The following is a 23858-nucleotide window of genomic DNA, read 5'->3' on the forward strand; positions in this document are numbered from 1 at the left end:
CGCGCGGACCACGGCCCGTACGCCGGACGGTGTTCGGTTCAGCCGGCCCGCATCAGACGGCGAGCGCCTGGGCCCGGCGCTTCACCTCCGTGCCGCGGTTCTCGCTGAGCGCCTGCGCGGGGGTGCCGGGCAGGCTGTCATCGGGGGTGAAGAGCCACTCGAGCATCTCCTCGTCCGTGAAGCCGTCGTCCCGCAGGAGCGTCAGGGTTCCGGCCAGGCCCTTGACGACCTTCCGCTCGACCCCGTCGATGAAGGCGGCGGGGACGTGCAGGGCGCGGTTCTCACCACGGCGTACGGCGATGAGCTGGCCCTCCTTGACCAGCTGCCGCACACGCGTCACCTCGATGCCGAGGATCTCGGCGATGTCGGGGACGGTGAGCCAGGCGGGGACGAGAGCATCGATCTTTGCGTCAATCTCGGTCACAGGACAAGCCTGCCATCCCGCACTGACAGTCGGAAGCCAGGACCGTCCGACCTGGTGGTCCGCACTACGCCGTGGCCGTCTTCAGGGGCCTCGCCGGGTCGGTCAGCGCCACCGGGTCCATGGGCGTGCCCGCCTCGATCAGCCGCCGCCCCTGCGCCAGGTCCCGGGGCCGCCCCACCGCCAGCAGGGCGACCAGCCGGCCCGCGCGCAGCCAGCACACCGTCCAGGCCGGTCCGGACGGCTCGCCGCGCCACAGGGTGGTGTCGGCGGAGGCGTGGTGGCCGACGTACTGGACGAAGCGGCCGAACTGCTCGGACCAGAAGTACGGGACGGGGTCGTAGACCGCGGGGGTCTCGCCGGTGGCCTCGCCGATGATGCCGGCGGCCACCGTGCGCGGGCCCTGGAGGGCGTTGTCCCAGTGGTGGACCAGCAGGCGCTCGCGGTATCTGCGCGAGGGGAAGGAGGCGCAGTCGCCTACCGCGTAGACGTCCGGCGCGGAGGTGCGCAGACGGTCGTCGGCGACCACCTCGCCGTGGGTGCCGAGGGTGATGCCGGAGCCGGTGAGCCAGCCCGTGGCGGGCCGGGCGCCGATGCCCACGACCACCGCGTCCGCGGGCAGCCGCGAGCCGTCGTCGAGGAGCACGGCCGAGGGCTCGACGCGCTCCACGCGCGCGTGGGTGCGCAGGACGGCACCGGCGTCGGCGTACCAGGCGGCCATCGGGGCGGCCACCTCGGCGGGCAGCGCGCCGGCGAGCGGCCGGTCCGCGGCCTCGACGACCGTCACCGCGCAGCCGGCCTCGCGGGCCGCCGTGGCGAACTCGGCGCCGATCCAGCCCGCGCCGACGACCACGATGTCGTGCTGCCGGGCCAGCACCGGGCGCAGCCGTTCGGCGTCGTCCAGGGTGCGCAGCAGATGCACGCCGGGCACGCCCTCCGTGCCCGGCAGCCGGATCGGTTCGGCGCCGGTCGCCAGGACCAGGACGTCGTACGGCACCGGCCCCTCGGCGGTGTCCAGCTCGTGCTCCCCGGGGCGCACGCCGAGGACCTCGCGGCCGAGCCGCAGTTCGATGGAGAGGGCCTCGAAGTCCACGTCGAAGGCGGAGCCCTCGGCCGTGCCGAGCAGCACGGCCTTCGACAGCGGCGGCCGGTCGTACGGCTGGTGCGGCTCCGCGCCGATCAGCGTCACGGTGCCGGTGAAGCCCTGTTCCCGCAGGGCCACCGCGGTCTGCACCCCGGCCATGCCCGCGCCCACCACGACGACACGCCGTGGCGTGGAGTCTCCCCGTTCCCGCGTCCGCTCGCTCACCTGATCACCATAGTCACCTGACCATCAGTCAGTCAGCCGTCCGCTCGGTGACCTGCTCGACGACGCTCGTCCCACTGCCCGGCTGCGACTCCCACGCCCAGCGCTCCTCCAGCCGCACGCGACCGTCGGGCAGGTCGACGACCGTCGACACGCAGTGCCCCGAGGACGTCGTCCCGTCGTGCTTGAGCTGTACGTACCGGAAGTCCAGCCGGTCGCCCTGCCGCGTCCCCACCAGATGCCCGCGGACGACGTCGCCGCCCGCGTACTCGGCCCAGATCTCGCCGTCCTTCTCGTGATACGCGAACCGGGTGCGCGTCCCCACCTGACCGGGTGCCTGGTCGGCGACCGGGGCGAGGACGAGTCCGTCGAGCGAACGGGCCACGGGCGGAGGCTCCCTTACTGAGAGGTGCGGCATCGGGCTAGGGTGGCCAACGTAGAGCACTCGCGGGAGCCCGGACGCACCGGGCTGAGAGGGAGGCTGGCGGCCTCCGACCGTACGAACCTGATCCGGGTCATGCCGGCGAAGGGAGGAGCTGGACAGCCATGTCGCGTACGTCGGATCTGCCCGACACCTTCGACGTCCTGGTCGTCGGGGGCGGGATCATCGGCCTGGTCACGGCCTGGCGGGCCGCTCAACACGGGTTCGCCACCGCCGTCGTCGACCCCGGACCGGGCGGCGGGGCCGCCCAGGTGGCCGCCGGGATGCTGGCCGCCGTCACCGAGCTGCACTACGGCGAGCAGACCCTGCTCGGCCTGAATCTGGAGTCGGCCCGCCGCTACCCGGACTTCGTGGCCGAGCTCACCGACCTCACCGGCCAGGACCTCGGTTACCGCCGCAGCGGCACGCTCGCGGTCGCCCTGGACGCCGACGACCGGGCCCATCTGCGTGAACTGCACGCCTTGCAGCGGCAGTCGGGCCTGGACTCCGAGTGGCTGTCCGGACGGGAGTGCCGGCGCCTGGAGCCGATGCTCGCGCCGGGCGTGCGCGGGGGGCTCAGAGTCGACGGGGACCACCAGATCGACCCGCGCCGCCTGGCCGCCGCGCTGGTCACCGCGTGCGAGCGGACCGGGGTGGTGTTCCACCGCTCGTGGGCGGAGCGCCTGTCGGTCGTACGGGAGCGGGCGGCCGGTGTCGTCACGCGGGAGGGGGCCGCCCTGGGCGCCGGGCAGGTGGTGCTCGCCGCGGGCAGCCTCAGCGGGCGGCTGGCGGGCGTCCCGGAGGACGTGCTGCCGCCGGTGCGGCCCGTGAAGGGGCAGGTGCTGCGGCTGACCGTGCCCGCCCGGTACGCGCCGTTCCTGAGCCGGACCGTGCGGGCCGTGGTCCGCGGCAGCCAGGTGTACCTGGTGCCGCGCGTGAACGGCGAGCTGGTCGTCGGCGCGACCAGCGAGGAGCTGGGCTGGGACACCACGGTGACCGCGGGCGGGGTGTACGAGCTGCTGCGGGACGCCCACGAACTGGTCCCCGGGATCACCGAGCTGCCGCTCACCGAGACGCGGGCCGGGCTGCGTCCGGCCTCCCCCGACAACGCGCCGCTGCTCGGCCCGGCCGGACTGGACGGTCTGCTGCTGGCCACCGGCCACTACCGCAACGGCGTGCTGCTCACCCCGGTCACCGGCGACGCGCTCGCGCACGCCCTGGTCACGGGGGAACTCCCGGAGGAGGCCCGCCCCTTCACCCCGAGGCGCTTCGGCGCCGCCCGTACGGAGCAGCCGGTATGAACGTCCTGGTCAACGGCGAGCGGCGGGAGGTCGAGCCCGGCACCGCGCTCGACACGCTCGTCCGCTCCCTCACGGCGGCGCCCTCCGGGGTGGCCGCCGCCCTCAACGAAACCGTCGTCCCGCGCGCGCGGTGGTCCTCGACGCCCCTCTGCGAGGGGGACCGTGTCGAGGTCCTCACCGCCGTCCAAGGAGGCTGAACCATGGCCGACGATCCGCTTGTCATCGCCGGTACGTCCCTCACGTCCCGCCTGATCATGGGCACGGGCGGGGCGCCCAGCCTGGAGGTGTTGGAGCGGGCGCTGGCCGCCTCCGGCACGGAACTGACGACGGTCGCGATGCGGCGGGTCGATCCCCGCGTGCACGGTTCGGTGCTGTCGGTGCTGGAGAAGCTCGGGATCCGGGTGCTGCCGAACACCGCCGGGTGCTTCACCGCCGGGGAGGCCGTCCTCACCGCCCGTCTCGCGCGCGAGGCGCTCGGCACGGACCTGGTCAAGCTGGAGGTCATCGCCGACGAGCGGACCCTCCTGCCGGATCCGATCGAGCTGCTGGACGCCGCGGAGACGCTGGTGGACGACGGCTTCACCGTGCTGCCGTACACGAACGACGACCCCGTGCTCGCGCGGAAGCTGGAGGACGTGGGCTGCGCGGCGATCATGCCGCTGGGCTCGCCGATCGGGTCGGGGCTGGGCATTCGCAACCCGCACAACTTCCAGCTGATCGTCGAGCACGCGCGCGTGCCGGTGATCCTGGACGCGGGGGCCGGCACGGCGTCGGACGCGGCGCTGGCGATGGAGCTGGGGTGTGCCGGGGTGATGCTGGCGTCCGCCGTGACCCGGGCGCAGGACCCGGAGCGGATGGCCGCGGCCATGCGGCACGCGGTGGAGGCGGGGCGGCTGGCCCGGCTGGCGGGCCGGATCCCGCGGCGGCACTTCGCCGAGGCGTCGTCCCCCGCCGAGGGGCTGGCCGCGCTGGACCCGGAGCGCCCCGCGTTCTGAGACGAGGCGGGTCCGCCGCCGGGGCTGGTCCATCGCCGGGGCCGGTCCGCCGTAGGGGCGGGTCCGCCGTAGGGGCGGGTCCGCCTTGTGGGTTCCGTCACAGGACCGCTTCAGTCCCGCCCCGATCCTGGCCGAACCGGGGGCCGTGTCGGTGGCGGCTCGTACACTCACCTGCGTGGACACGACCCTTCAGGACCCTCTCGTCGGGCAGGTGCTCGACGGCCGCTATCGCGTCGAGGCGCGGATCGCCGTCGGCGGGATGGCCACGGTCTACCGGGCCCTGGACACCCGCCTGGACCGCGTGCTCGCGCTCAAGGTGATGCACCCGGCGCTCGCGGTGGACGGGTCGTTCGTCGAGCGCTTCATCCGGGAGGCGAAGTCCGTCGCCCGCCTCGCGCACCCGAACGTCGTGCAGGTCTTCGACCAGGGCACCGACGGGTCGTACGTCTACCTCGCCATGGAGTACGTCGCCGGCTGCACCCTGCGCGACGTGCTGCGTGACCGCGGCGCGCTCCAGCCGAGGGCCGCGCTGGACATCCTGGAGCCGGTGCTGGCCGCGCTCGGCGCCGCGCACCGCGCCGGGTTCGTCCACCGGGACATGAAGCCGGAGAACGTGCTGATAGGGGACGACGGCCGGGTCAAGGTCGCCGACTTCGGGCTCGTACGGTCCGTGGACACGGTCACCAACACCTCCGGGACCGTCCTGGGCACGGTGTCGTACCTCGCGCCCGAGCAGATCGAGAGCGGCACCGCCGATCCCCGCGTCGACGTGTACGCGTGCGGTGTCGTCCTGTACGAGATGCTGACCGGTGAGAAGCCGCACGACGGCGACTCGCCGGCGGTCGTGCTCTACAAGCACCTCCACGAGGACGTCCCGCCGCCCTCGGCGATCGTCCCGGGCATGCCGTACGAGCTGGACGAACTGGTCGCCTCCGCGACCGCCCGCAACCCCGCGATCCGGCCCTACGACGCGGTGGCCCTGCTCGCCCAGGCACGGGAGGCCCGCGCCCGGTTGAGCCTGGACCAGCTGGACGCGGTGCCGCCGCAGGCGGTCTCCACGACGCACGACAACGCCGACGACCGCACGAGCGTGATCCCGCGCTCGCTCACGGTGCCGCGGTCGCTGCCGGCTGACCGCGCCGGGGCCGACGGGGCCGGGGTCGACCGCACCAGCCGTCTGGAGTCCGGCCCGCCGCTGCCCCCGCGCAGCCGCACCCGCCCGCCACGCCGGCTGGTCACGATCGTGGCCGCCGTACTGCTGGTCCTCGGGGTCGGCGCCGGCGTCTGGTACATCAACTCCGGCCAGTTCACCAAGGTCCCGCTGCTGATCGAGAAGACCGAGGCCCAGGCCAAGGACCGACTGGAGGCGGCCGGACTGGAGGTGGGCACCGTCGACCGCGCCTACAGCGACACGGTGAAGCGGGGCGCCGTCATCACCACCGACCCGGAACCGGGCACCCGGATCCGGGACAACGACTCGGTGCGCCTGGTCGTCTCCGACGGCCCGGAGACCGTGAAGGTGCCCGATGTGCAGGGCTACCGGCTGGACCGGGCCAGGACCGTGCTGAAGCAGGACGGGTTGCAGCCGGGCATGGTCACCCGGGAGTTCAGCGACGACGTGGGCAAGGGCTTCGTGATCTCCACCGATCCGGCGCGCGGCACCGAGCGGCGCGCGGGTTCGGCGATCGCGCTGACCGTCAGCAAGGGCAGCCCGATCGACGTCCCGGACGTCACCGGCGAGTCCCTGGACGAGGCGAAGGCCGACCTGGAGGAGGCGGGCCTGAAGGTGGAGGTCGCCTCCCAGGAGGTCACCTCCGCCGAGTTCGACAAGGGTCAGGTCGCCCGGCAGACCCCGCGCGACGGCAGCACCGCCGCCGAGGGCGACACCGTGACGCTCACGCTGTCCAAGGGCCCGGAGATGATCGAGGTCCCGGACGTGGTCGGCGACAGCGTCGACGACGCGACGGCCGCGTTGGAGGCCGCCGGGTTCCGGGTCGACGAGGACCGCGGGCTGCTGGGACTGTTCGGCGACACCGTCGAGAGCCAGTCCGTGCAGGGCGGACAGACCGCGCCCAAGGGATCGACGGTCACGATCACGATCCGCTGACGGCGGTGACGGCGATGGTGACGCTCACCACCGGATCCCCGGCCGGACGGGCCTGTTCCGCATGACACCCTTGACGGGTGAAGAGTCAACAGTCCGGCACCATCCCCGAGATCCCGGGAGCCCCCGAGACCCCCGGCCCGGTGCGCAACCCCGTCGGCAGCCATGTCCCCGTGGCCGGCGGTCTGCACTCCGTGGGGCTGACGTACGCCCATGACCTGAAGGCCGAGGCCGTGCAGGTCTTCGTCGCCAACCCGCGCGGCTGGGCCACGCCCGCCGGGAACCCCCGGCAGGACGAGGAGTTCCGCGCGGTGTGCGCGGCCGAGTCGATCCCGGCGTACGTCCATGCCCCGTACCTGATCAACTTCGGTTCGCACACCGAGGCGACGGTGGAGAGGTCGGTCGAGTCGCTCAGGCATTCACTGCGGCGCGGGCGGGAGATCGGGGCGCTGGGCGTGGTCGTGCACACCGGCAGTGCGACGGGCGGGCGGGACCGGTCGGTGGCGCTCAAGCAGGTGCGGGAGCACCTGTTGCCGCTGCTCGACGAGCTGACCCACGAGGAGGACCCGTACCTGCTGCTGGAGTCGACCGCCGGGCAGGGCGCCTCGCTGTGCTCACGGACCTGGGACTTCGGGCCGTACTTCGAGGCGCTGGACGCCCATCCGAAGCTGGGCGTGTGCCTGGACACCTGCCACGTCTACGCGGCCGGCCACGACCTGACCGGACCGGCCGGCATGCACCGGACGCTGGACCTGCTGGTGGAGACGGTCGGCGAGGGCCGGCTGAAGCTGATCCACGCCAACGACTCCAAGGACGTGGTCGGCGCGCACAAGGACCGGCACGAGAACATCGGCTCAGGTCACATCGGTGAGGACCCGTTCCGCGCGCTGATGACGCATCCCGCCACCGAGGGCGTACCGCTGGTCATCGAGACGCCCGGCGGCAAGGAGGGGCACGCGGCGGACGTGGAGCGGCTGAAGAAGCTGCGGGACGCGTAGCGCCGGGCGCCGGCGGATCCGCCTGACGTGCCGAGGGCGCGGGCTCTCAGAGCTCGGGGCCCTCCCCCGGGCCTTCCTGGTAGGAGTAGCGCTGCTCCCGCCACGGGTCGCCGATGTTGTGGTAGCCGCGCTCCTCCCAGAAGCCCCGGCGGTCGGCGGTCATGTACTCGACGCCCCGCACCCACTTGGGGCCCTTCCAGGCGTACAGATGGGGGACGACGAGGCGGAGCGGGAAGCCGTGTTCGGCCGTCAGCAGTTCGCCGTCCTTGTGCGTGGCGAAGATCGTGCGCTCGGACGCGAAGTCGGCGAGCCGCAGGTTGGAGCTGAAGCCGTACTCCGCCCACACCATCACATGGGTGACGGCCGGCGCGGGCGGGGCGATCTCCAGGATCGACCGGGCGGGAATACCGCCCCACTCGGCGCCGAGCATGCTGAACTTCGTGACGCAGTGCAGGTCACCCACGACGCTGGTGTACGGCAGGGCCGTGAACTCCTCGTGGTTCCAGCAGTGCTTCTCGCCGTCCGCGGTGGCACCGAAGACCCGGAACTCCCAGCGCTCGGGCCGGAACCTGGGGACGGGGCCGTAGTGCGTGACCGGCCAGCCGCGCTGCACCCGCTGCCCCGGCGGAAGCGCGGAGTGCGCGGCTGCTGAAGAATCGCGTTCTCCCGACTCGCGTTCCACCGGCTGACCCATGACTCCATCCTGACAGACCCGGGCCAGTGCACATGACCAGCCCGCACCCAATTCGGGCAATGCGAACTAAGCATGCCCTTACTTACTAAGTGAAGACTTACTGGACGATCTTCGTCGGCCGGTGCAATCATGCGGCGCAACCAGCCAGTTCCCCCCGCCTGGAAGGAGCCTCTGCGATGCAGGGCGACCCCGAGGTCATCGAATTCCTCAATGAGCAGCTCACCGCCGAGCTCACCGCGATCAACCAGTACTTCCTGCACGCGAAGATGCAGGAGAACTTCGGCTGGACGAAACTCGCGAAATACACGCGGCACGAGTCGTTCGACGAGATGAAGCACGCGGAAGTGCTCACCGACCGGATCCTCTTCCTGGACGGGCTGCCGAACTACCAGCGCCTCTTCCATGTGCGCGTGGGACAGACGGTCCGGGAGATGTTCGAGGCCGACCGGCAGATCGAGGTCGAGGCGATCGACCGGCTCAAGCGCGGCATCCTGGTGATGCGGGAGAAGGGCGACATCACGTCCGCGAACATCTTCGAGTCGATCCTGGAGGACGAGGAGCACCACATCGACTACCTCGACACCCAGCTGGAACTCCTGGAGAAGCTCGGCGACGCGCTGTACATCGCCCAGCTGATCGAGCAGCCGGAGGGCTAGGCGGCTTCCTCGAGGTCCGACAGCACGGACGTCTCCTGGCCGACGAGGTCGCGGCTCGGGCACGCGCCCCTGCCCAGGATCGCCTGGATGCGCCGTACGCAGGACCCGCAGTCCGTGCCCGCCTTGCAGGCCGAGGCGATCTGGCGGGGAGTACAGGCACCGTTGTCCGCGTGGTGCTTGACCTGCGCCTCGGTCACACCGAAGCAGTTGCAGACGTACACGCGGTTCACCTCCCGGCAGGCTTCGTGGTCGCGCCATCCCGACCCTGGCCGGTGAGGCTAACCTAACCTTACCCGTCGTACAAGAGCCGCAAAAGTGGAGTGGGGCGTGGATCGTATGTGATCCACGCCCCACTTCATGCTCCGGTAACAGGCGGACCGGTCACCTGTCCGCTACTGGTCGCGGTACATCTCGGCGACGAGGAACGCCAGGTCGAGTGACTGGCTGCGGTTCAGACGCGGGTCGCAGGCCGTCTCGTAGCGCTGGTGCAGGTCGTCGACGAAGATCTCGTCGCCGCCGCCGACGCACTCGGTGACGTCGTCGCCGGTGAGTTCCACGTGGATGCCGCCGGGGTGGGTGCCGAGAGCCTTGTGGACCTCGAAGAAGCCCTTCACCTCGTCGAGCACGTCGTCGAAGCGGCGGGTCTTGTGACCGGAGGCCGCCTCGTAGGTGTTGCCGTGCATCGGGTCGGTGATCCAGGCGACGGTCGCGCCGGAGGCGGTGACCTTCTCGACCAGCTCGGGCAGCTTGTCGCGGACCTTGTCGGCACCCATGCGGACGATGAACGTCAGCCGGCCCGGCTCGCGGTCCGGGTCGAGGCGCTCGACGTACTGCAGCGCCTCCTGGGCCGTGGTGGTCGGGCCGAGCTTGATGCCGATCGGGTTGCGGATCCGCGAGGCGAACTCGATGTGCGCGTGGTCCAGCTGCCGGGTGCGCTCACCGATCCACACCATGTGCGCCGACACGTCGTACAGCTGACCGGTGCGGGAGTCGACCCGGGTCAGGGCGGCCTCGTAGTCGAGCAGCAGCGCCTCGTGCGAGGAGTAGAACTCGACGGTCTTGAACTCCTCCGGGTCGGCCCCGCAGGCGTGCATGAAGTTGAGTGCCTGGTCGATCTCGCGGGCGAGCTGCTCGTAGCGCTGGCCGGACGGGGACGACTTCACGAAGTCCTGGTTCCAGGCGTGCACCTGGCGCAGGTCGGCGTAGCCGCCGGTGGTGAAGGCGCGGACCAGGTTGAGCGTGGAGGCGGAGGCGTTGTACATCCGCTTCAGGCGCTCGGGGTCCGGGATCCGGGCTGCCTCGTCGAAGTCGAAGCCGTTGACCGAGTCACCGCGGTACGTCGGCAGGGTCACGCCGTCGCGGGTCTCGGTGCTCTTGGAGCGCGGCTTGGAGTACTGGCCGGCGATCCGGCCCACCTTCACCACGGGCACGGACGCGGCGTACGTCAGCACGGCGCCCATCTGGAGCAGCGTCTTGAGCTTGTTGCGGATCTGGTCGGCGGACACCCCGTCGAAGGCTTCGGCGCAGTCGCCGCCCTGGAGCAGGAACGCCTGTCCCTTGGCGACGGCAGCCATCCGGGCGCGCAGCTGATCGCACTCGCCCGCGAAGACGAGCGGCGGATACGACTCGAGGTCCGCGATCACTGCGCGCAGAGCCTCGGGGTCGGGGTACTCGGGCTGCTGCGCCGCGGGCAGGTTTCGCCAGGTGTTGCCAGCGCTCGCGCTGGTCTTCGCGTTCACGGTCACGTCCCCAACATTACGGGGTCGTGTCGCGCGTTCCGCCATCTGCTCATCAAGTGAGACGCGTTCCGCTCGCGCGTCGTCACCGTGCGCGACCCCCGGCGGGCGTGGCCCTGGTGTAGGGTTCGCCGCATGTTCGCGCACTCGACCAGGAACTGGTGGTGGACCGCTCATCCGGCGGCCCACTGACTGCGCGTACGCAAGACTTCGCGAAGGCCGCCCGAGGGGCGGCCTTCGGTGTGTCCGGGGTCGTTCCTCTCTTATCGAGAAGGAAACGGACCATGCTTCTGCCCGACCTGCCGGCCGACCCCCGCCCGTTCGCCCTGCTCCGCCGGCGTGCCCCCGGCCACGACGAGGACACGGTCGAGCTGCTGATCGGCCCGGTCGCCACCTTCGACCGCCTGGCCGACCTGCCGGACGAGGGCCTCGCGCTCGTCCCCTTCCGACAGATCCGCGAACGCGGTTTCGACGTCCGGGACGACGGCACTCCCCTCGCGGTGCTGACGCCCGAGGAGACGTACCGGATCCCGCTCGCCGAGGCACTGGAACAGCTCCCCGCGCACGACGTCCGTGTCCGGGACGGCGGCTTCGACGTGGCCGACGAGGAGTACGCGCGGATCGTCGGGCGGGTGCTGCGGGAGGAGATCGGCGCGGGTGAGGGCGCGAACTTCGTGATCCGGCGCACGTACGAGGGCGCGATTCCCGGGTTCTCCCGGGCCGACGCGCTCGCCCTGTTCCGCCGGCTGCTGGTGGGCGAGCGGGGCGCGTACTGGACGTTCGTCGTGCACACCGGGGACAGGACACTCGTCGGCGCCAGTCCCGAGGTGCACGTGCGGATGTCCGGCGGCACGGTCGTCATGAACCCGATCAGCGGGACGTACCGCTATCCCGCCGGGGGCCCGACGCCCGAGCACCTGCTGGACTTCCTCGCCGACGGCAAGGAGATCGAGGAGCTGTCGATGGTCGTCGACGAGGAACTGAAGATGATGTGCACTGTCGGTGACATGGGCGGGGTGGTGATCGGGCCCCGGCTGAAGGAGATGGCGCACCTCGCGCACACCGAGTACGAACTGCGCGGGAAGTCCTCGCTCGACGTGCGGGAGGTGCTGAAGGAGACCATGTTCGCGGCGACCGTCACCGGTTCGCCGGTGCAGAACGCCTGCCGGGTCATCGAGCGGCACGAGGTCGGCGGGCGCGGCTACTACGCCGGGGCGCTGGCCCTGCTGGGCCGGGACTCCGGGGGCGCCCAGACACTGGACTCCCCCATCCTCATCCGCACCGCCGACATCGACGCCGGCGGACGACTGCGGGTGCCGGTCGGCGCCACGCTGGTGCGCGGCTCGGACCCGGCGGGCGAGGTGGCGGAGACCCACGCGAAGGCGGCGGGGGTGCTGGCGGCGCTGGGCGTCGGCCCGGCCCGGCCGCGCGCCGGGCACGGGCACCCCCGGCTGGCCGACGACCCCCGGGTGCGGGCGGCACTCGACGGGCGCCGGGCCTCGCTGGCCCCCTTCTGGCTGCGGATGCAGGAGCGCTCCGCGGAGCTGACCGGACACGCGCTGGTCGTCGACGGGGAGGACACCTTCACGGCGATGCTCGCGCACGTGCTGCGGTCCAGCGGCCTGGAGGTGTCCGTCCGGCGTTACGACGAGCCGGGGCTGCGGGAGCGGGTGCTCGCGCACGAGGGGCCCGTCGTGCTGGGGCCCGGACCGGGCGACCCGTGCGACACCGGCGACGCCAAGATGCGGTTCCTGCGCGGCCTGACCGCCGAGGTGGTCCGGGAGGGACGGCACGGCGTGCTCGGCGTCTGCCTCGGGCACGAGTTGCTCGCCGCCGAGCTGGGCCTGGAGATCGTCCGCAAGGAGGTTCCCCACCAGGGCGCGCAGACGGAGATCGGGCTGTTCGGGCGGCGGGAGACCGTCGGCTTCTACAACAGCTTCGTGGCGCGCTGCGACGACCGGACCGCGACGGAGCTGGCCGCGCACGGCGTGGAGGTCAGCCGGAGTCCCTCGTACGAGGTTCACGCGCTGCGCGGCCCCGGCTTCGCGTCGATCCAGTTCCATCCGGAGTCGGTGCTCACCCTGAACGGCGCGGCGACCGTGCGGGAGCTGATGGGCGGGCTCCGCGGCAGCGGCGCGCTCTCGCGGCGGCGGCCGGCCGTGTAGGCGAGGACGCCACCCGCGCGACCTGCGGGCCATGGGCCGAGCACGCCGTGTGCACGGCCCATGGCCCGGCCGAGCCGGTCAGGTCCGGTCGTCCGGTCTCCGGTCCGGTCCGGCGGCTCAGCCGAAGAACACCCCGGCCTCCTCGTACAGCTTCGGATCGACCGTCTTCAGCCGGGCCGTGGCCTCCGCGATCGGGACGCGCACGATGTCCGTGCCGCGCAGGGCGACCATCCTGCCGAAGTCGCCGTCCCGCACGGCGTCGATGGCGTGCAGGCCGAAGCGGGTGGCGAGCCAGCGGTCGAAGGCGCTCGGGGTGCCGCCGCGCTGGACATGTCCAAGGACCGTGGTACGGGCCTCCTTGCCGGTGCGGCGCTCGATCTCCTTGGCCAGCCACTCGCCGACGCCGGACAGCCGGACATGCCCGAAGGAGTCCAGCGACCCGTCCTTGAGGACCATGTCACCGTCCTTGGGCATCGCGCCCTCGGCGACGACCACGATGGGGGCGTACGACGCCCTGAAGCGTGAGGTCACCCAGGCGCAGACCTGGTCGACGTCGAAGCGCTGCTCCGGGATGAGGATGACGTTCGCGCCGCCGGCCAGGCCCGAGTGGAGGGCGATCCAGCCCGCGTGCCGGCCCATCACCTCGCACACCAGGACGCGCATGTGCGACTCGGCGGTGGTGTGCAGCCGGTCGATGGCCTCCGTCGCGATGCCGACGGCGGTGTCGAAGCCGAAGGTGTAGTCGGTGGCGGACAGATCGTTGTCTATCGTCTTGGGCACGCCGACACAGGGCACGCCGTACTCGTCGGACAGTCGGGCGGCGACACCGAGGGTGTCCTCGCCGCCGATCACGATGAGCGCCTCGACCTCCTGCTCGGCGAGGTTGTCCTTGATCCGGCGGATGCCGTCCTGCTGCTTGAGCGGATTGGTGCGCGAGGAGCCGAGGATGGTGCCGCCGCGCGGCAGGATGCCGCGCACCGCGGGGATGTCGAGGCGCACGGTGTCGTTCTCGAGGGGGCCTCGCCAGCCGTCCCGGAAGCCGACGAAGCCGTAGCCGTACTCCTGCACGCCCTTGCGGACGATGCCCCGGATGACGGCGTTGAGCCCGGGGCAGTCGCCGCCTCCGGTCAGTACTCCGACCCGCATGGAATTGTCCCTTCGCCAGGGTTGCCTGCTGCGGGTCACGCTAATGGTGACGCAGGTCACTCAGACATGGCTGGGACGGTCAATTCCGTTGGAACGTCGGGTGGTTGTGTCACTCGTCGTCGAGTCCGCGTTCTATCGCGTACCGCACGAGCTCCACCCGGTTGTGCAGCTGGAGCTTGCCGAGGGTGTTCTGCACGTGGTTCTGGACCGTGCGGTGGGAGATGACCAGGCGTTCGGCGATCTGCTTGTAGCTCAGGCCCTTGGCGACCAGCCGCAGCACCTCGGTCTCGCGCTCGGTGAGCTGCGGGGCCTTGGGCCGGTCGGTGTCCGTGGTGGCGGGAGCGGGCTCGGAGGCCAGGCGCCGGTACTCGCCGAGGACCAGTCCGGCCAGGCCCGGGGTGAAGACCGGGTCGCCGACGGCCGTGCGGCGGACCGCGTCGAGCAGTTCCTCCGTGGACGCCGACTTCAGCAGGTAGCCGGTCGCGCCCGACTTCACGGCCTCCAGCACGTCGGCGTGCTCGCCACTCGCGGACAGCACCAGGACCCGCAGCGCGGGGTTGGCGGCGACGAGTTCCTTGCACACCTGGACGCCGGGCTTGGCGGGCAGGTTCAGGTCGAGCACCAGCACGTCGGGCGCCGCGGCCTTGGCGCGGCGCACCGCCTGCTCGCCGTCGCCCGCGGTGGCGACCACGTCGAAGCCCGCCTGGTCCAGGTCGCGGGCGACGGCGTCGCGCCACATGGGGTGGTCGTCGACCACCATGACCCTGATCGGGCCCGGCCGGTCCTCGTTGCTGTCCGTCATCGCTGTTCCGCCTTCCCCCGTGAAGACCGCGTCTCCTTCGGTACCTTCAGTTCCACCTCGGTGCCCTGGCCGGGCACCGAGATCAGTTCGGCGCTGCCGCCGAGTTCGCGCAGCCGGCCCCGGATCGACAGGGCCACGCCGAGCCGGCCCTCGCCCTCGGCCTGGGCGAGCCGGCCCTCGGGGATGCCGGGGCCGTCGTCCCGCACGGTCACGATCACCTCGTCGGGCTCGTCCTCGACGAGGATCCAGGCGCGCGCCTGCTCGCCCGCGTGTTTGCGTACGTTGTCCAGGGCGGCGCCGACCGCGGCGGCCAGCTCGCGTGCCGCGTCCGGGGGCAGCGGCACGGGGGCGCCGGGCTCGGCGAGGCTGACCTTCGCGGCGGCGTACCGGGCGAGCAGGGACCGCAGGTCGACCGGTCCGTCGTCGTCGGGTTCCTCGACCGTGCGGACGACGGCTCCCTCGGCCTCGTCCTCCGACACCCGGGAAGGGGGAACCAGCCCACCGGAGACCAGGGTGCGCAGGGCGACCTCCTGCTCACCGGCCATCCGGCCCAGCTCGGCCGCCTCGCCGCCGATGACGGCGCCGCGCCGCTGCACCATCGCCAGCACCTGGAGCACGCTGTCGTGGATGTCCCGGGCCAGCCGCTCCCGTTCCCGCGTCGCGGCCTCGATCTCCAGGGCGCGGGCGAGGGTGCGCTCGGAGGCGCGGGCGACCTCGACGACGTATCCGATGGCGATGGAGGCGACCCAGACGAGGATCACGTTGTGCACGGTGTCGCGGACGGGGGCACCGCGCTCGATCAGGTTGGCGACGGCGACCGCGGTGGAGGCGACAGCCGCCCAGCGCCAGCCGCCCTTGACGGCGAAGGCCAGCACGGCACCCGCGGTCCATATCGACGGCAGGGTGGGGCCGCCCTGCTCGATCCGCGCCGGGGCGTCGGCGAGCGGGGTGAGCAGGATGCCGGTGAGCGCCACGGTGAGGTCGGCGGCGAGGAACCGCTTGGTGCAGGCCTGCGCGTTCGCGACCCGGGGCAGGGTGGCCAGGGTCCAGCCGCACAGCACCACGTAGTACGCGACGGCCACCCCGGGACGGACGAACTCGCCGTAGGCGGTGGCGAACAGGCCGACCGCGTACAGCATGGTGAGCACCCGGTACGCGCTGAGCGCACGCCACAGCGGCGCCTCGACCGACATCCTCATGACCCGCTCACGCTCGGCCAACTCCCCCACCCCCCGGTCCGCCCCCACCCTAGGGCTCGGACCGCTCCGCCTGTGTCTTCTCCGCCTGCGCCTTCTCCGCCTGGGCCAGCGCGGCACGGGCCGCCTTCGCCGCCTTCGCGGCGTCCGCGATCTGCCGCTTGGCGGCCGTCGCGTAGATGTCGACGTACTCCTGGCCGGAGAGCTTCATGATCTCGTACATGACCTCGTCGGTCAGGGCGCGCAGGACGAACCGGTCGTGCTCCATGCCGTGGTAGCGGCTGAAGTCCAGGGGCTCGCCGATGCGGATGCCCGGCCGCATCAGCTTCGGCACGACCTGGCCGGGCGGCTGGATCTTCTCCGTGTCGATCATGGCGACCGGGATCACCGGCGCGCCGCTGGCGAGCGCCACCCGCGCCAGGCCACCGGGCTTGCCCCGGTACAGGCGCCCGTCGGGCGAGCGGGTGCCCTCCGGGTAGATCCCGAACAGCTCACCGCGCTCCAGCACCTCCATACCGCTCCTGATGGCCGCCTCGCCCGCGCCGCGCGCGCCGGAGCGGTCCACCGGCAGCTGCCCCACGCCCTTGAAGAACGCGGCCGTCAGCCGGCCCTTGACGCCGGGCGTGGTGAAGTACTCGGCCTTCGCGATGAACGTGACCTTGCGGTCGAGGACCGCGGGCAGGAAGAACGAGTCGGAGAACGACAGGTGATTGCTCGCCAGGATGGCGGGGCCCTCGGCGGGAATGTTCTCCAGGCCTTCCACCCAGGGCCTGAAGGCGACCTTCAGCGGCCCTCCGATGGCGACCTTCATCGTGCCGTACAACAACCGAGTGCCTCCTGTGTATGTGGGTCAGACCTTAACCCGGAGCACCGTCAAAGGGTCCGACGGCCCTGGTCGGTGTCAGTGCGGTCGCGTACGGTGAAGCAGACCTGGACTCGTTCACGCCCTTCTCATGAACAGGAGACCGAAGGTGCCGGTCCTGCCTGGAGCCGAGCCGTTCCGCCACGAGGGCGGGGAGACGGGGGTCCTCCTCTGTCACGGCTTCACCGGTTCTCCCCAGTCGCTGCGCCCCTGGGCGGAGTATCTGGCCGAGCGCGGTCTGACCGTCTCGCTGCCCCTGCTGCCCGGGCACGGCACACGCTGGGAGGACATGCGGCTCACCGGCTGGCAGGACTGGTACGCCGAGGTGGACCGTGAGCTGCGCGCCCTGCGCGAGCGCTGTGCGCGGGTCTTCGTGGCGGGCCTGTCGATGGGGGGCGCACTGGCGCTCCGGCTGGCCGCCCGGCACGGGGACGCGGTCAGCGGTGTGGTGGTCGTCAACCCGGCGAACCGGATGCACGGCCTGGCGGCGTACTGCCTGCCGGTGGTCCGCCACCTCGTTCCCTCGACGCGGGGCATCGCGAGCGACATCGCCAGGGAAGGCAACACCGAGCTGGGGTACGACCGGGTGCCGCTGCACGCCGCGCACTCCCTGCGCTCCTTCTTCCGGCTGGTCGACGGCGAGCTGCCGCAGGTCACCCAGCCGCTGCTGCTCCTGCGCAGCGTCCAGGACCACGTGGTGCCGGGGGCCGACTCCGCCCGGGTGCTGAGTCGGGTCTCGTCCACGGACGTACAGGAGATCGTGCTGGAACAGAGTTACCACGTCGCGACGTTGGACCACGAGGCGGACCGGATCTTCGAGGAGAGCTACGCGTTCATCGGCCGGCTCGCCCCCAGCAGCACCGACGAAGGGACGGTCGCACGTGGCTGAGCACGACTCCGACCGCGAGGAGCGCGAGGAGCGCGAGCCCGAGGAGCAGAACGTCCGGTTCGACGAGGACGCCGCGTGGGCGGCCATCGTCGCCGGGTACGGCGAGGAACCACCCGACCCGCCGGGCGCCAAGCCCTTCAAGTCGGTCGAGGATCTGGCACTGCTGGAGACCGAGACCAACGACAGCGGTCCCCGGGAGGCCGGGGACACCCTGGAGGCCACGGAACCCAGGACGACCAAGGAGACCAAGGCCCCGGAGGAGACCAAGGCGGCCGAGCGCGAGGTACCGGTGGAGGAGAAGCCCGCGAAGCCGCTGGGCGGTTCCGTCGCCTTCGCGCCCGGGGTCGGCCCGCGGGACTACAGCCTGCCGGAGCCGGCCGACGAGGAGGCCGAGGCCCCGGAGGACGACGACGAGGGGCACTTCGTCCCGCCGGAACCGCCGCCGCTGCCCACCGGCGACACCACCGCGAAGTTCGCCTGGCTGGGGGTGCTCGGCGGGCCGGTGCTGATCCTGCTGGCGGTCCTGCTCGGCTGGGAGATGACCTGGTGGCTGACCACGCTCGGCATCGGCGGCTTCCTGGGCGGCTTCGCCACGCTGGTGATGCGGATGCGCCCGGACGACGAGGACGACGACCCGGGACGCGGAGCCGTCGTGTAGACCGTCGTCCCCGCTGACCCGGGCCGTGGTCCGGGCCGGCCGGCCCGCGTCGTCGCCGGCTGCCCGGACCGTCGTCCCGGCCGGCCCGTCGTCCCCGCTGACCCGGATCATCGTCCGGGTCAGCGGGACCGGCCCCCGGTCGGCTCAGCGCGCCGGGATTCTGAGGGCGGCCAGCACCGGAAGGTGGTCCGTGGCCGTCCTCAGGTCGCTCTCCCCGACCCCCGGGTGGCCCAGCGGCACCCCGCACCCCAGCACCTCGACGCCCTTCGTGGCGAAGATCGCGTCGATGCGGCGGCGGGGAGCGGCGGGCCAGGTGTGCTCGCTGCCCCAGGGTGCGGTGGCCCAGCAGTCCTGGAGGTTCTCGGCGAGCCGGGCGAAGGTGGGGCCGCCGGGCGGCTCGTTCAGGTCGCCGCCCGCGATCGCGTGCTCCACGCCCATCCCGGCGAGCCGGTCGAGGAGCATGCCGCCCTGGGCGTACCGCTCGTCCTTGCGCAGCGAGAGGTGGCAGCTCAGCACGCCGACCCGGGCGCTGCCGAACCGGACGACGGCGGTCGCGAAGCCGCGCCGGTGCTGGCCGGGGGTGAGCGGGAGCAGGACGTCCTCGGCGCGTTCCACGGTGGCCCGGAGCGTGCACAGGAGTGCCGGCCCCGCGGCCGTACCGCCCCCGGAGAGGATCACCTGGCCGGACGCCGCGGCGAGCCGGGCCAGCTTCTTGCGCCAGCGGAAGAAGCGGGGGGCCTCCTGGACGAGGACCAGGTCGGGCGCGCAGGCGGTGATGACGCGGGCGAGGGCGTCGGTGTCGTCGCGCATCGAGCGGATGTTGTAGCTGAGGACGCGGACGACGGCGGAACCGTCGGACTCGGTGCGGGAGTTGGGGAGCAGCGTCATGTGGATCAATGTACGCCTGACAGCTCGGGCGTAATTGTCCGTTTGCGAGGGCGGGTGCGCCCTGGTCGCTCGTTGGTTCCCCGCGCCCCTGGGGGCGCGGGGAACCAGCGTGCCTCGCGAAGGTGCCGTTACATGACCGGGTCGGGCTCGCGGGCCAGGTCGGCGGCGCCGACCAGGCCCGCCTTGTTGCCCAGCTGGGCGGCGATGACATCCGCCACCGGGCGCCAGTTGCCGCCGACCAGCCACCGCTTGTACGACTTACGGATCGGGTCGAGGACCAGTTCGCCCTCGTCCGAGAGGCCGCCGCCGACGATGAAGGCGGACGGGTCGAACAGGGAGGCGAGGTCCGCGAGGCCGGCACCGGCCCAGCGGGCGAGCTCGCGGTAGGAGTCGACGGCGACCGGGTCGCCCTGGCGGGCGGCCATGGAGATGTGCTTGCCCTCGATGCCGTCGGGGGTGCCGTCGCCCAGGCCGAGCAGCGTCTGGGCGTTCTCCGGGGTGGCGTTGGCGCGCTGCTTGGCGTACCGGACGAGGGCGCGCCCGGAGGCGTACTGCTCCCAGCAGCCCTGCGAACCGCAGCCGCACAGCAGTCCGTCCGGCACCATCCGGATGTGGCCGAACTCGGCGGCCACGCCGAAGTGGCCGCGGCGCAGCTTGTTGCCGATGATGATGCCGCCGCCGAGGCCGGTGCCGAGCGTGATGCAGATGACGTTGCGGTGGCCCTTGCCGCCGCCGAACTTGTACTCGCCCCACGCGGCGGCGTTGGCGTCGTTCTCCACGACCACCGGGAGGCCCACGCGGGCTTCGACCTTCTCCTTCAACGGCTCCTGGCGCCAGTCGATGTTCGGCGCGAAGTAGACCGTGGAGCGCTGACGGTCGACGTATCCGGCGGCACCGATGCCGACGCCGACGATCTCGTGCCCGGCGCGCGCGCCCTCCACCGCCGAGGCGATGGCGTCCACGATGCCCTCCGGCGTGCCCGGGGTCGGCACCGTGTGGGTCGAGAGGATGTTGCCTTCCTCGTCGACCACACCGGCCGCGATCTTCGTGCCGCCGATATCGACGCCGATGGTGAGTCCCATGAATCCCTCAGTTTCGGTCGAGCCCCGCTACGGCCAACCGTACCCGAGGGGGCCGTCAGTCCAAGTCGATGCGCTCACCGGGGCCGGGCTCGTCGCCCTTGTCGTCGGGGTGTTCGTCCAGGTCGCGCGGGTCGTTCTCCCGGCTTGTCCAGCGTCGCTCCTGAGCCTGGACGGCCGACCGGTACGCCGCTAGCAGCTCGTTCCCCGCGGCGGCCAGATGGTCGAAGATGTCGGGATTGCGCTCGATCACCGGTTCGGCGGCGGCCTTGGCCTGCTGGACGACCTGCTTCACCACCTGCTGGGCGGCCGGTCCGGCGACCGCCCCGAGCAGCGGGGACTGGAGGCCGGAGAGCCTGTCCGCGACGGTGTCGACGAGCCTGCGCAGTTCCTCGGCCGCCGAGCCGGGCGGCGCGCCCTGCTCGGTGCGGCGGCGGGCCTTCTCCGCCGCGAGGTCCTCGGCGCACGCCGTCGCCCACGCGTCGGCGTCGGTCGCCCGCACCTCGTCGCCGGCCTCGTGCTCGCCGGCCTGGGACGGAGGGAGCTCTTCGCTCATGACGGACTCCTGACTACGGTTCGTCCCTACGACGTTACCCGAACGGGCGCACCGGCTTCATGGTGTCCGCGGCCAGAGACCCGGGTCCGGCGCGAACCGGACGCCCAGCACGTCCTCGCGCAGGGCGGCGCCCGCGACGGTGCAGCGGCGCAGCGCGGACGGCAGCGGGACGATCCGGCGGAACCGGCCCGCGCCGATCACGAGTTCGTCACCGCGCCGGATGAGGTCCAGTTCGTCCCGCACGGCGCCGGGCAGCGGGATGTGCCAGACCAGCACGCCGTCCTCGGCGATCCGGTCGGTCACGGACCACTCGACGGTGGAGGTGGTGCCGTCGACCGCCGGGACGGCCAGCGCGGTGAGGTCGTCGGTGCCGCGGGGGTCGTGGCCCAGGTGAGCGACGGTCCGGACGTCGTGGGACGCCCGCCACTCGTCCAGGGTCTTGCGCTGCTGGGCGATCAGGCCGGCCGACCAGGTGTCCCGAGCGGCCTCGGGCAGGACCCGGCTGGCGATCAGCACGTCGGGGCGCAGGCCGCGCAGGGCGAGGGCGAGCCCGGCCTCACGGACGGCGTCGGCGCCGGCCGGGCCGGGTGCGGCGACCAGCCGGACGACGGTGTCGCGGTCGGCGAGGACCGCCTCGACGGCGGCGAGTTCCACGTCCCAGCGGGCGGCGGTCTCGTACAGCCACTCCGCGGGCATGGGCACGCCGGCCAGCCGGCCGAGGACGGGACGCAGGGCGCGGGCCGCCTGCCGCTCGGGCGGGAGCAGCCGGCGCAGGTAGCGGCGCAGTTCCTCCGGGAGGGTGAGGAGGGCGAGCGCGTGCGGGCTGGGCGGCAGGTCGACGACGACGAGGTCGTGGGAGGCGGCGAGGGCGGCGTCGCGCAGGGCGCGGAGCAGGGAGAGTTCCTCGGCGCCGGGCAGGGGGGTGACCTCTTCGGGGTCCAGCCGGGAGGCGCCGAGCAGGTCGAGGGCGGTGGTGGCGCGGGACTGGAACGCGGTCAGGTCGTCCCGGAAGCGTGCCGCCGCGTCCGGGCGCCAGGCCGTGAGGTTCGGCGCGACCTGCCGGGGAGCCGGGCCCGTCGCCGTGCCCAGGGCCGCGCCGAGCGTGTCGGTGCGGTCGGCACCGAGGACGAGGGTGCGGGTGCCCTCACGGGCGGCGGCGAGTGCGGTGGCGGCGGCGACGGTGGTACGACCGCTGCCGCCGGGGCCCGTGATCAGGATGGTGCGCATGGGGGTGAACCGTAACCGAGACAGGGACGGCGGCGCGTACCGCCGGATTCCCGGCACCGCGTGGCCGGTTCGCGGCAGGCGGTCCGGCCCCCTACTTCTCCCCCGACTCCACCCGCTTCTTCAGCCCCGCCAGGGCGCGGTCGATGATGACCTTCTCCGCCTTGCGCTTGATCATGCCGAGCATCGGGATCTTGACGTCGACCGTCAGCCGGTAGGTGACCTCGGTGGCTCCGGCGCCGGCCGGCTTCAGGAGGTAGGTGCCGTCGAGCGAGCGCAGCATCTGGGACTTGACCAGGGTCCAGGAGACCTCGTGGGCGCCGGTCCAGGTGTAGGCGAGGACCTGGTCGTCCTTGATCGCCCCGGCGTCCATGACCAGCCGGACCTGCTCGGCGCGCCCCTGGGCGTCCGTCGCCAGGACCTCCGCCTCCTTCACCTCGCCGGTCCAGTCCGGGTAGCGGGCGAAGTCGGCGATCACCCCCATGACCTCGGCCGGTGCCGCCTCGATCGTGATGCTCGAACTGGTGTGTTCCGCCATCGCCGTGGCTCCTCCAGAAGCGGGCCGGTACTCAGGTCCCGTGCGCAGGCCGGCCTGCGCAGGTGTGTGCAGGTGTGTGCAGCGTGAAGGCTACCGCGCGCCCGACCAGCCGACTTCACCGCGTCCTGCGCCGCCGGGAAACACTCACCATTCCAGCACCCAGGGCTTCCCGGTCCCGGCGAAGTGCCCCACGTTCACACACTCGGTCGCCCCGATCCGCATCCGCGGCACCAGCGGCTGGTGGACGTGGCCGAAGAGGGCGTAGCGGGGCCGGGTCCGGCGGATGGCGTCCAGCAGCGCCCGGCTGCCCCGTTCGAAGCGGCGCGCCACGGTGTCGTAGACCAGCTCGGGCACCTCCGGCGGGATGTGCGTGCACAGCACGTCGACCTCGCCCACCGCCTCGATCTTCGCCGCGTACTCCTCGTCGCTGATCTCGTACGGCGTCCGCATCGGCGTCCGCAGTCCGCCGCCGACGAAGCCGAAGACCCGGCCGCCGATCTCCGCCCGCTGCCCGTCGAGCACGGTCGTGCCGGGGCCGGCGTACTCCGGCCACAGCGCGGGCATGTCGACGTTGCCGTAGGTGGCGTACGTCGGAGTGGGGAACGCCGCGAACAGCTCGGCGTACTGCTTGCGCACCGCCTTCTCGATCACCCTCGCCCGGTCGCCGCCGATCCCGGCCCACAGCCGGGCCCCGAACTCGCGCGCCTCCTCGAAGCGGCGGGCGGTGCGCAGTTCGACGATGCGGTGGGCGTTCTCGGCGCCGAAGAGGTCGGGGAAGATCCCGCGCGCGTGGTCGGCGTAGTCCAGGAAGAGGACGAGGTCGCCCAGGCAGATCAGGGCGTCCGCGCCGTCGCCGGCCCTGGCCAGGTCACGGGCGCTGCCGTGCACGTCGCTGACCACATGTACGCGGGTCCTGCCGTCACCGGCCGGTGTGGGTGCCATGGCGATCAAGCGTAGGCGTGAGCGGCACACGTGAACAGATGCGGCCGGACTCGCGGTTACTGGCCAGTCACTTAAGGGGTGGACTACTGTGCGCGAAGAAGCACCCATCCGTGTGACGCGGCGAACATCACGCCGGACCCCCCTGTCGAAGAAGCCATACCGGCGGGTAACGTCCGGGCAGTCCAGTCGTGCTCAGGATTTCAACCACCGGGTCCAGAGGCCCGGGGTGGAGCCCTTGAGCACCTGCCCGAGCCGTGGACCGACCGTCGCATCACACCACG

The 23858-nt window shown here is 72.3% G+C and carries 26 protein-coding genes and 1 riboswitch; of the genes, 10 read left to right on the top strand and 16 right to left on the bottom strand.

The annotated features are described in order from the left end of the window. Positions 1–52: 52 nt before the first annotated feature. From QQS16_RS13370 to QQS16_RS13380, 3 genes are all read right to left on the bottom strand, one after another. Positions 53–424, bottom strand: a complete 372-nt coding sequence (locus tag QQS16_RS13370) for an Rv2175c family DNA-binding protein (RefSeq protein ID WP_286061869.1) — start codon at positions 422–424, stop codon at positions 53–55. 64 nt (positions 425–488) lie between these two features. After that, the gene (locus QQS16_RS13375) at positions 489–1730 is read right to left on the bottom strand and encodes an NAD(P)/FAD-dependent oxidoreductase (protein WP_286061870.1); all 1242 of its coding nucleotides are present in this window, start codon (positions 1728–1730) and stop codon (positions 489–491) included. A gap of 28 nt (positions 1731–1758) precedes the next feature. Further along, positions 1759–2112 carry an avidin-fold protein gene (locus tag QQS16_RS13380; RefSeq protein ID WP_286061871.1) on the bottom strand — a complete coding sequence of 118 codons (354 nt, stop codon included), beginning with the start codon at positions 2110–2112 and terminating at the stop codon, positions 1759–1761. 52 nt (positions 2113–2164) lie between these two features. Further along, positions 2165–2277: riboswitch (TPP riboswitch) on the top strand. On the opposite strand from QQS16_RS13380, the gene thiO reads away from it, so the two are divergent. The 5 genes from thiO to QQS16_RS13405 all read left to right on the top strand — a co-directional run bounded on the left by thiO (position 2274) and on the right by QQS16_RS13405 (position 7546). After that, positions 2274–3449, top strand: a complete 1176-nt coding sequence (gene thiO / locus QQS16_RS13385; protein WP_286061872.1) for a glycine oxidase ThiO — start codon at positions 2274–2276, stop codon at positions 3447–3449. It overlaps the preceding riboswitch by 4 nt. After that, positions 3446–3646, top strand: a complete 201-nt coding sequence (thiS, locus tag QQS16_RS13390; protein WP_286061873.1) for a sulfur carrier protein ThiS — start codon at positions 3446–3448, stop codon at positions 3644–3646. The genes thiO and thiS overlap by 4 nt, the downstream gene beginning before the upstream one ends. A 3-nt stretch (positions 3647–3649) precedes the next feature. Then, positions 3650–4444, top strand: coding sequence for a thiazole synthase (locus QQS16_RS13395; RefSeq protein ID WP_286061874.1), 795 nt, complete (start codon positions 3650–3652; stop codon positions 4442–4444). Between the two features lie 175 nt (positions 4445–4619). Beyond that, complete coding sequence (gene pknB, locus QQS16_RS13400; protein ID WP_286061875.1) at positions 4620–6551, top strand: Stk1 family PASTA domain-containing Ser/Thr kinase; 1932 nt, start codon at positions 4620–4622, stop codon at positions 6549–6551. A 77-nt stretch (positions 6552–6628) separates the two neighbouring features. Then, complete coding sequence (locus QQS16_RS13405) at positions 6629–7546, top strand: deoxyribonuclease IV (protein WP_286061876.1); 918 nt, start codon at positions 6629–6631, stop codon at positions 7544–7546. A gap of 46 nt (positions 7547–7592) precedes the next feature. Here the strand turns inward: QQS16_RS13405 and QQS16_RS13410 are convergent, their stop codons facing one another. Beyond that, a complete protein-coding gene (locus QQS16_RS13410; RefSeq protein ID WP_286061877.1) occupies positions 7593–8240 on the bottom strand; it encodes a sulfite oxidase-like oxidoreductase in 648 nt (215 codons plus the stop codon). Between the two features lie 176 nt (positions 8241–8416). Between QQS16_RS13410 and bfr the strand changes: the two genes are divergently transcribed. Beyond that, positions 8417–8896: a bacterioferritin gene (gene bfr, locus QQS16_RS13415; protein WP_286061878.1), complete on the top strand. Its 480-nt coding sequence runs from the start codon at positions 8417–8419 to the stop codon at positions 8894–8896. On the opposite strand, the gene QQS16_RS13420 is transcribed toward bfr, so the two are convergent. Then, positions 8893–9126: a (2Fe-2S)-binding protein gene (locus QQS16_RS13420; RefSeq protein WP_286061879.1), complete on the bottom strand. Its 234-nt coding sequence runs from the start codon at positions 9124–9126 to the stop codon at positions 8893–8895. The two genes, bfr and QQS16_RS13420, sit on opposite strands and share 4 nt — an antisense overlap. A 162-nt stretch (positions 9127–9288) precedes the next feature. Further along, positions 9289–10641 (bottom strand): class II 3-deoxy-7-phosphoheptulonate synthase, encoded by a 1353-nt coding sequence (locus QQS16_RS13425; RefSeq protein ID WP_286061880.1) that lies wholly within the window; start codon positions 10639–10641, stop codon positions 9289–9291. A 126-nt stretch (positions 10642–10767) separates the two neighbouring features. Here QQS16_RS13425 and QQS16_RS43520 point away from each other — a divergent pair, with 126 nt between their 5' ends. Both QQS16_RS43520 and QQS16_RS13430 read left to right on the top strand, forming a co-directional pair. Then, a complete protein-coding gene (locus tag QQS16_RS43520; protein ID WP_073735655.1) occupies positions 10768–10824 on the top strand; it encodes a trp operon leader peptide in 57 nt (18 codons plus the stop codon). Positions 10825–10916: 92 nt separating this feature from the next. Next, positions 10917–12797, top strand: coding sequence for an anthranilate synthase family protein (locus QQS16_RS13430; RefSeq protein WP_286061881.1), 1881 nt, complete (start codon positions 10917–10919; stop codon positions 12795–12797). Positions 12798–12914: 117 nt separating this feature from the next. On the opposite strand, the gene QQS16_RS13435 is transcribed toward QQS16_RS13430, so the two are convergent. The 4 genes from QQS16_RS13435 to QQS16_RS13450 all read right to left on the bottom strand — a co-directional run bounded on the left by QQS16_RS13435 (position 12915) and on the right by QQS16_RS13450 (position 16767). Further along, the gene (locus tag QQS16_RS13435; protein WP_286061882.1) at positions 12915–13943 is read right to left on the bottom strand and encodes a 6-phosphofructokinase; all 1029 of its coding nucleotides are present in this window, start codon (positions 13941–13943) and stop codon (positions 12915–12917) included. 109 nt (positions 13944–14052) lie between these two features. Further along, the gene (locus QQS16_RS13440; RefSeq protein ID WP_286061883.1) at positions 14053–14745 is read right to left on the bottom strand and encodes a response regulator; all 693 of its coding nucleotides are present in this window, start codon (positions 14743–14745) and stop codon (positions 14053–14055) included. Next, on the bottom strand, positions 14742–15965 hold the full coding sequence (gene macS / locus QQS16_RS13445) for a MacS family sensor histidine kinase (RefSeq protein WP_286061884.1): 1224 nt from the start codon (positions 15963–15965) through the stop codon (positions 14742–14744). Before macS ends, QQS16_RS13440 begins: the two co-directional genes overlap by 4 nt. Positions 15966–15993: 28 nt before the next feature. Beyond that, on the bottom strand, positions 15994–16767 hold the full coding sequence (locus tag QQS16_RS13450; RefSeq protein WP_286061885.1) for a lysophospholipid acyltransferase family protein: 774 nt from the start codon (positions 16765–16767) through the stop codon (positions 15994–15996). A 145-nt stretch (positions 16768–16912) separates the two neighbouring features. Between QQS16_RS13450 and QQS16_RS13455 the strand changes: the two genes are divergently transcribed. Both QQS16_RS13455 and QQS16_RS13460 read left to right on the top strand, forming a co-directional pair. After that, positions 16913–17692 (top strand): alpha/beta hydrolase, encoded by a 780-nt coding sequence (locus QQS16_RS13455; RefSeq protein ID WP_286066311.1) that lies wholly within the window; start codon positions 16913–16915, stop codon positions 17690–17692. After that, a complete protein-coding gene (locus tag QQS16_RS13460; RefSeq protein WP_286061886.1) occupies positions 17685–18350 on the top strand; it encodes a hypothetical protein in 666 nt (221 codons plus the stop codon). Before QQS16_RS13455 ends, QQS16_RS13460 begins: the two co-directional genes overlap by 8 nt. A gap of 144 nt (positions 18351–18494) precedes the next feature. Here QQS16_RS13460 and QQS16_RS13465 read toward each other — a convergent pair whose 3' ends face one another. The 6 genes from QQS16_RS13465 to QQS16_RS13490 form a co-directional block, all read right to left on the bottom strand. Further along, entirely contained in the window at positions 18495–19238 is a 744-nt protein-coding gene (locus QQS16_RS13465; protein ID WP_286061887.1) for an endonuclease/exonuclease/phosphatase family protein, read from the bottom strand. A 128-nt stretch (positions 19239–19366) separates the two neighbouring features. Further along, positions 19367–20320: an ROK family glucokinase gene (locus QQS16_RS13470; RefSeq protein WP_286061888.1), complete on the bottom strand. Its 954-nt coding sequence runs from the start codon at positions 20318–20320 to the stop codon at positions 19367–19369. Positions 20321–20375: 55 nt separating this feature from the next. After that, positions 20376–20873 (bottom strand): DUF5304 domain-containing protein, encoded by a 498-nt coding sequence (locus QQS16_RS13475; RefSeq protein ID WP_286061889.1) that lies wholly within the window; start codon positions 20871–20873, stop codon positions 20376–20378. Positions 20874–20930: 57 nt separating this feature from the next. After that, entirely contained in the window at positions 20931–22100 is a 1170-nt protein-coding gene (locus QQS16_RS13480; RefSeq protein WP_286061890.1) for an ArsA family ATPase, read from the bottom strand. Between the two features lie 91 nt (positions 22101–22191). Further along, complete coding sequence (locus QQS16_RS13485) at positions 22192–22635, bottom strand: SRPBCC family protein (RefSeq protein WP_286061891.1); 444 nt, start codon at positions 22633–22635, stop codon at positions 22192–22194. Between the two features lie 144 nt (positions 22636–22779). Continuing rightward, the gene (locus QQS16_RS13490) at positions 22780–23577 is read right to left on the bottom strand and encodes a metallophosphoesterase family protein (protein WP_286061892.1); all 798 of its coding nucleotides are present in this window, start codon (positions 23575–23577) and stop codon (positions 22780–22782) included. Positions 23578–23858 lie beyond the last annotated feature (281 nt).

The organism is Streptomyces sp. ALI-76-A, from assembly GCF_030287445.1.
GTDB lineage: Bacteria > Actinomycetota > Actinomycetes > Streptomycetales > Streptomycetaceae > Streptomyces.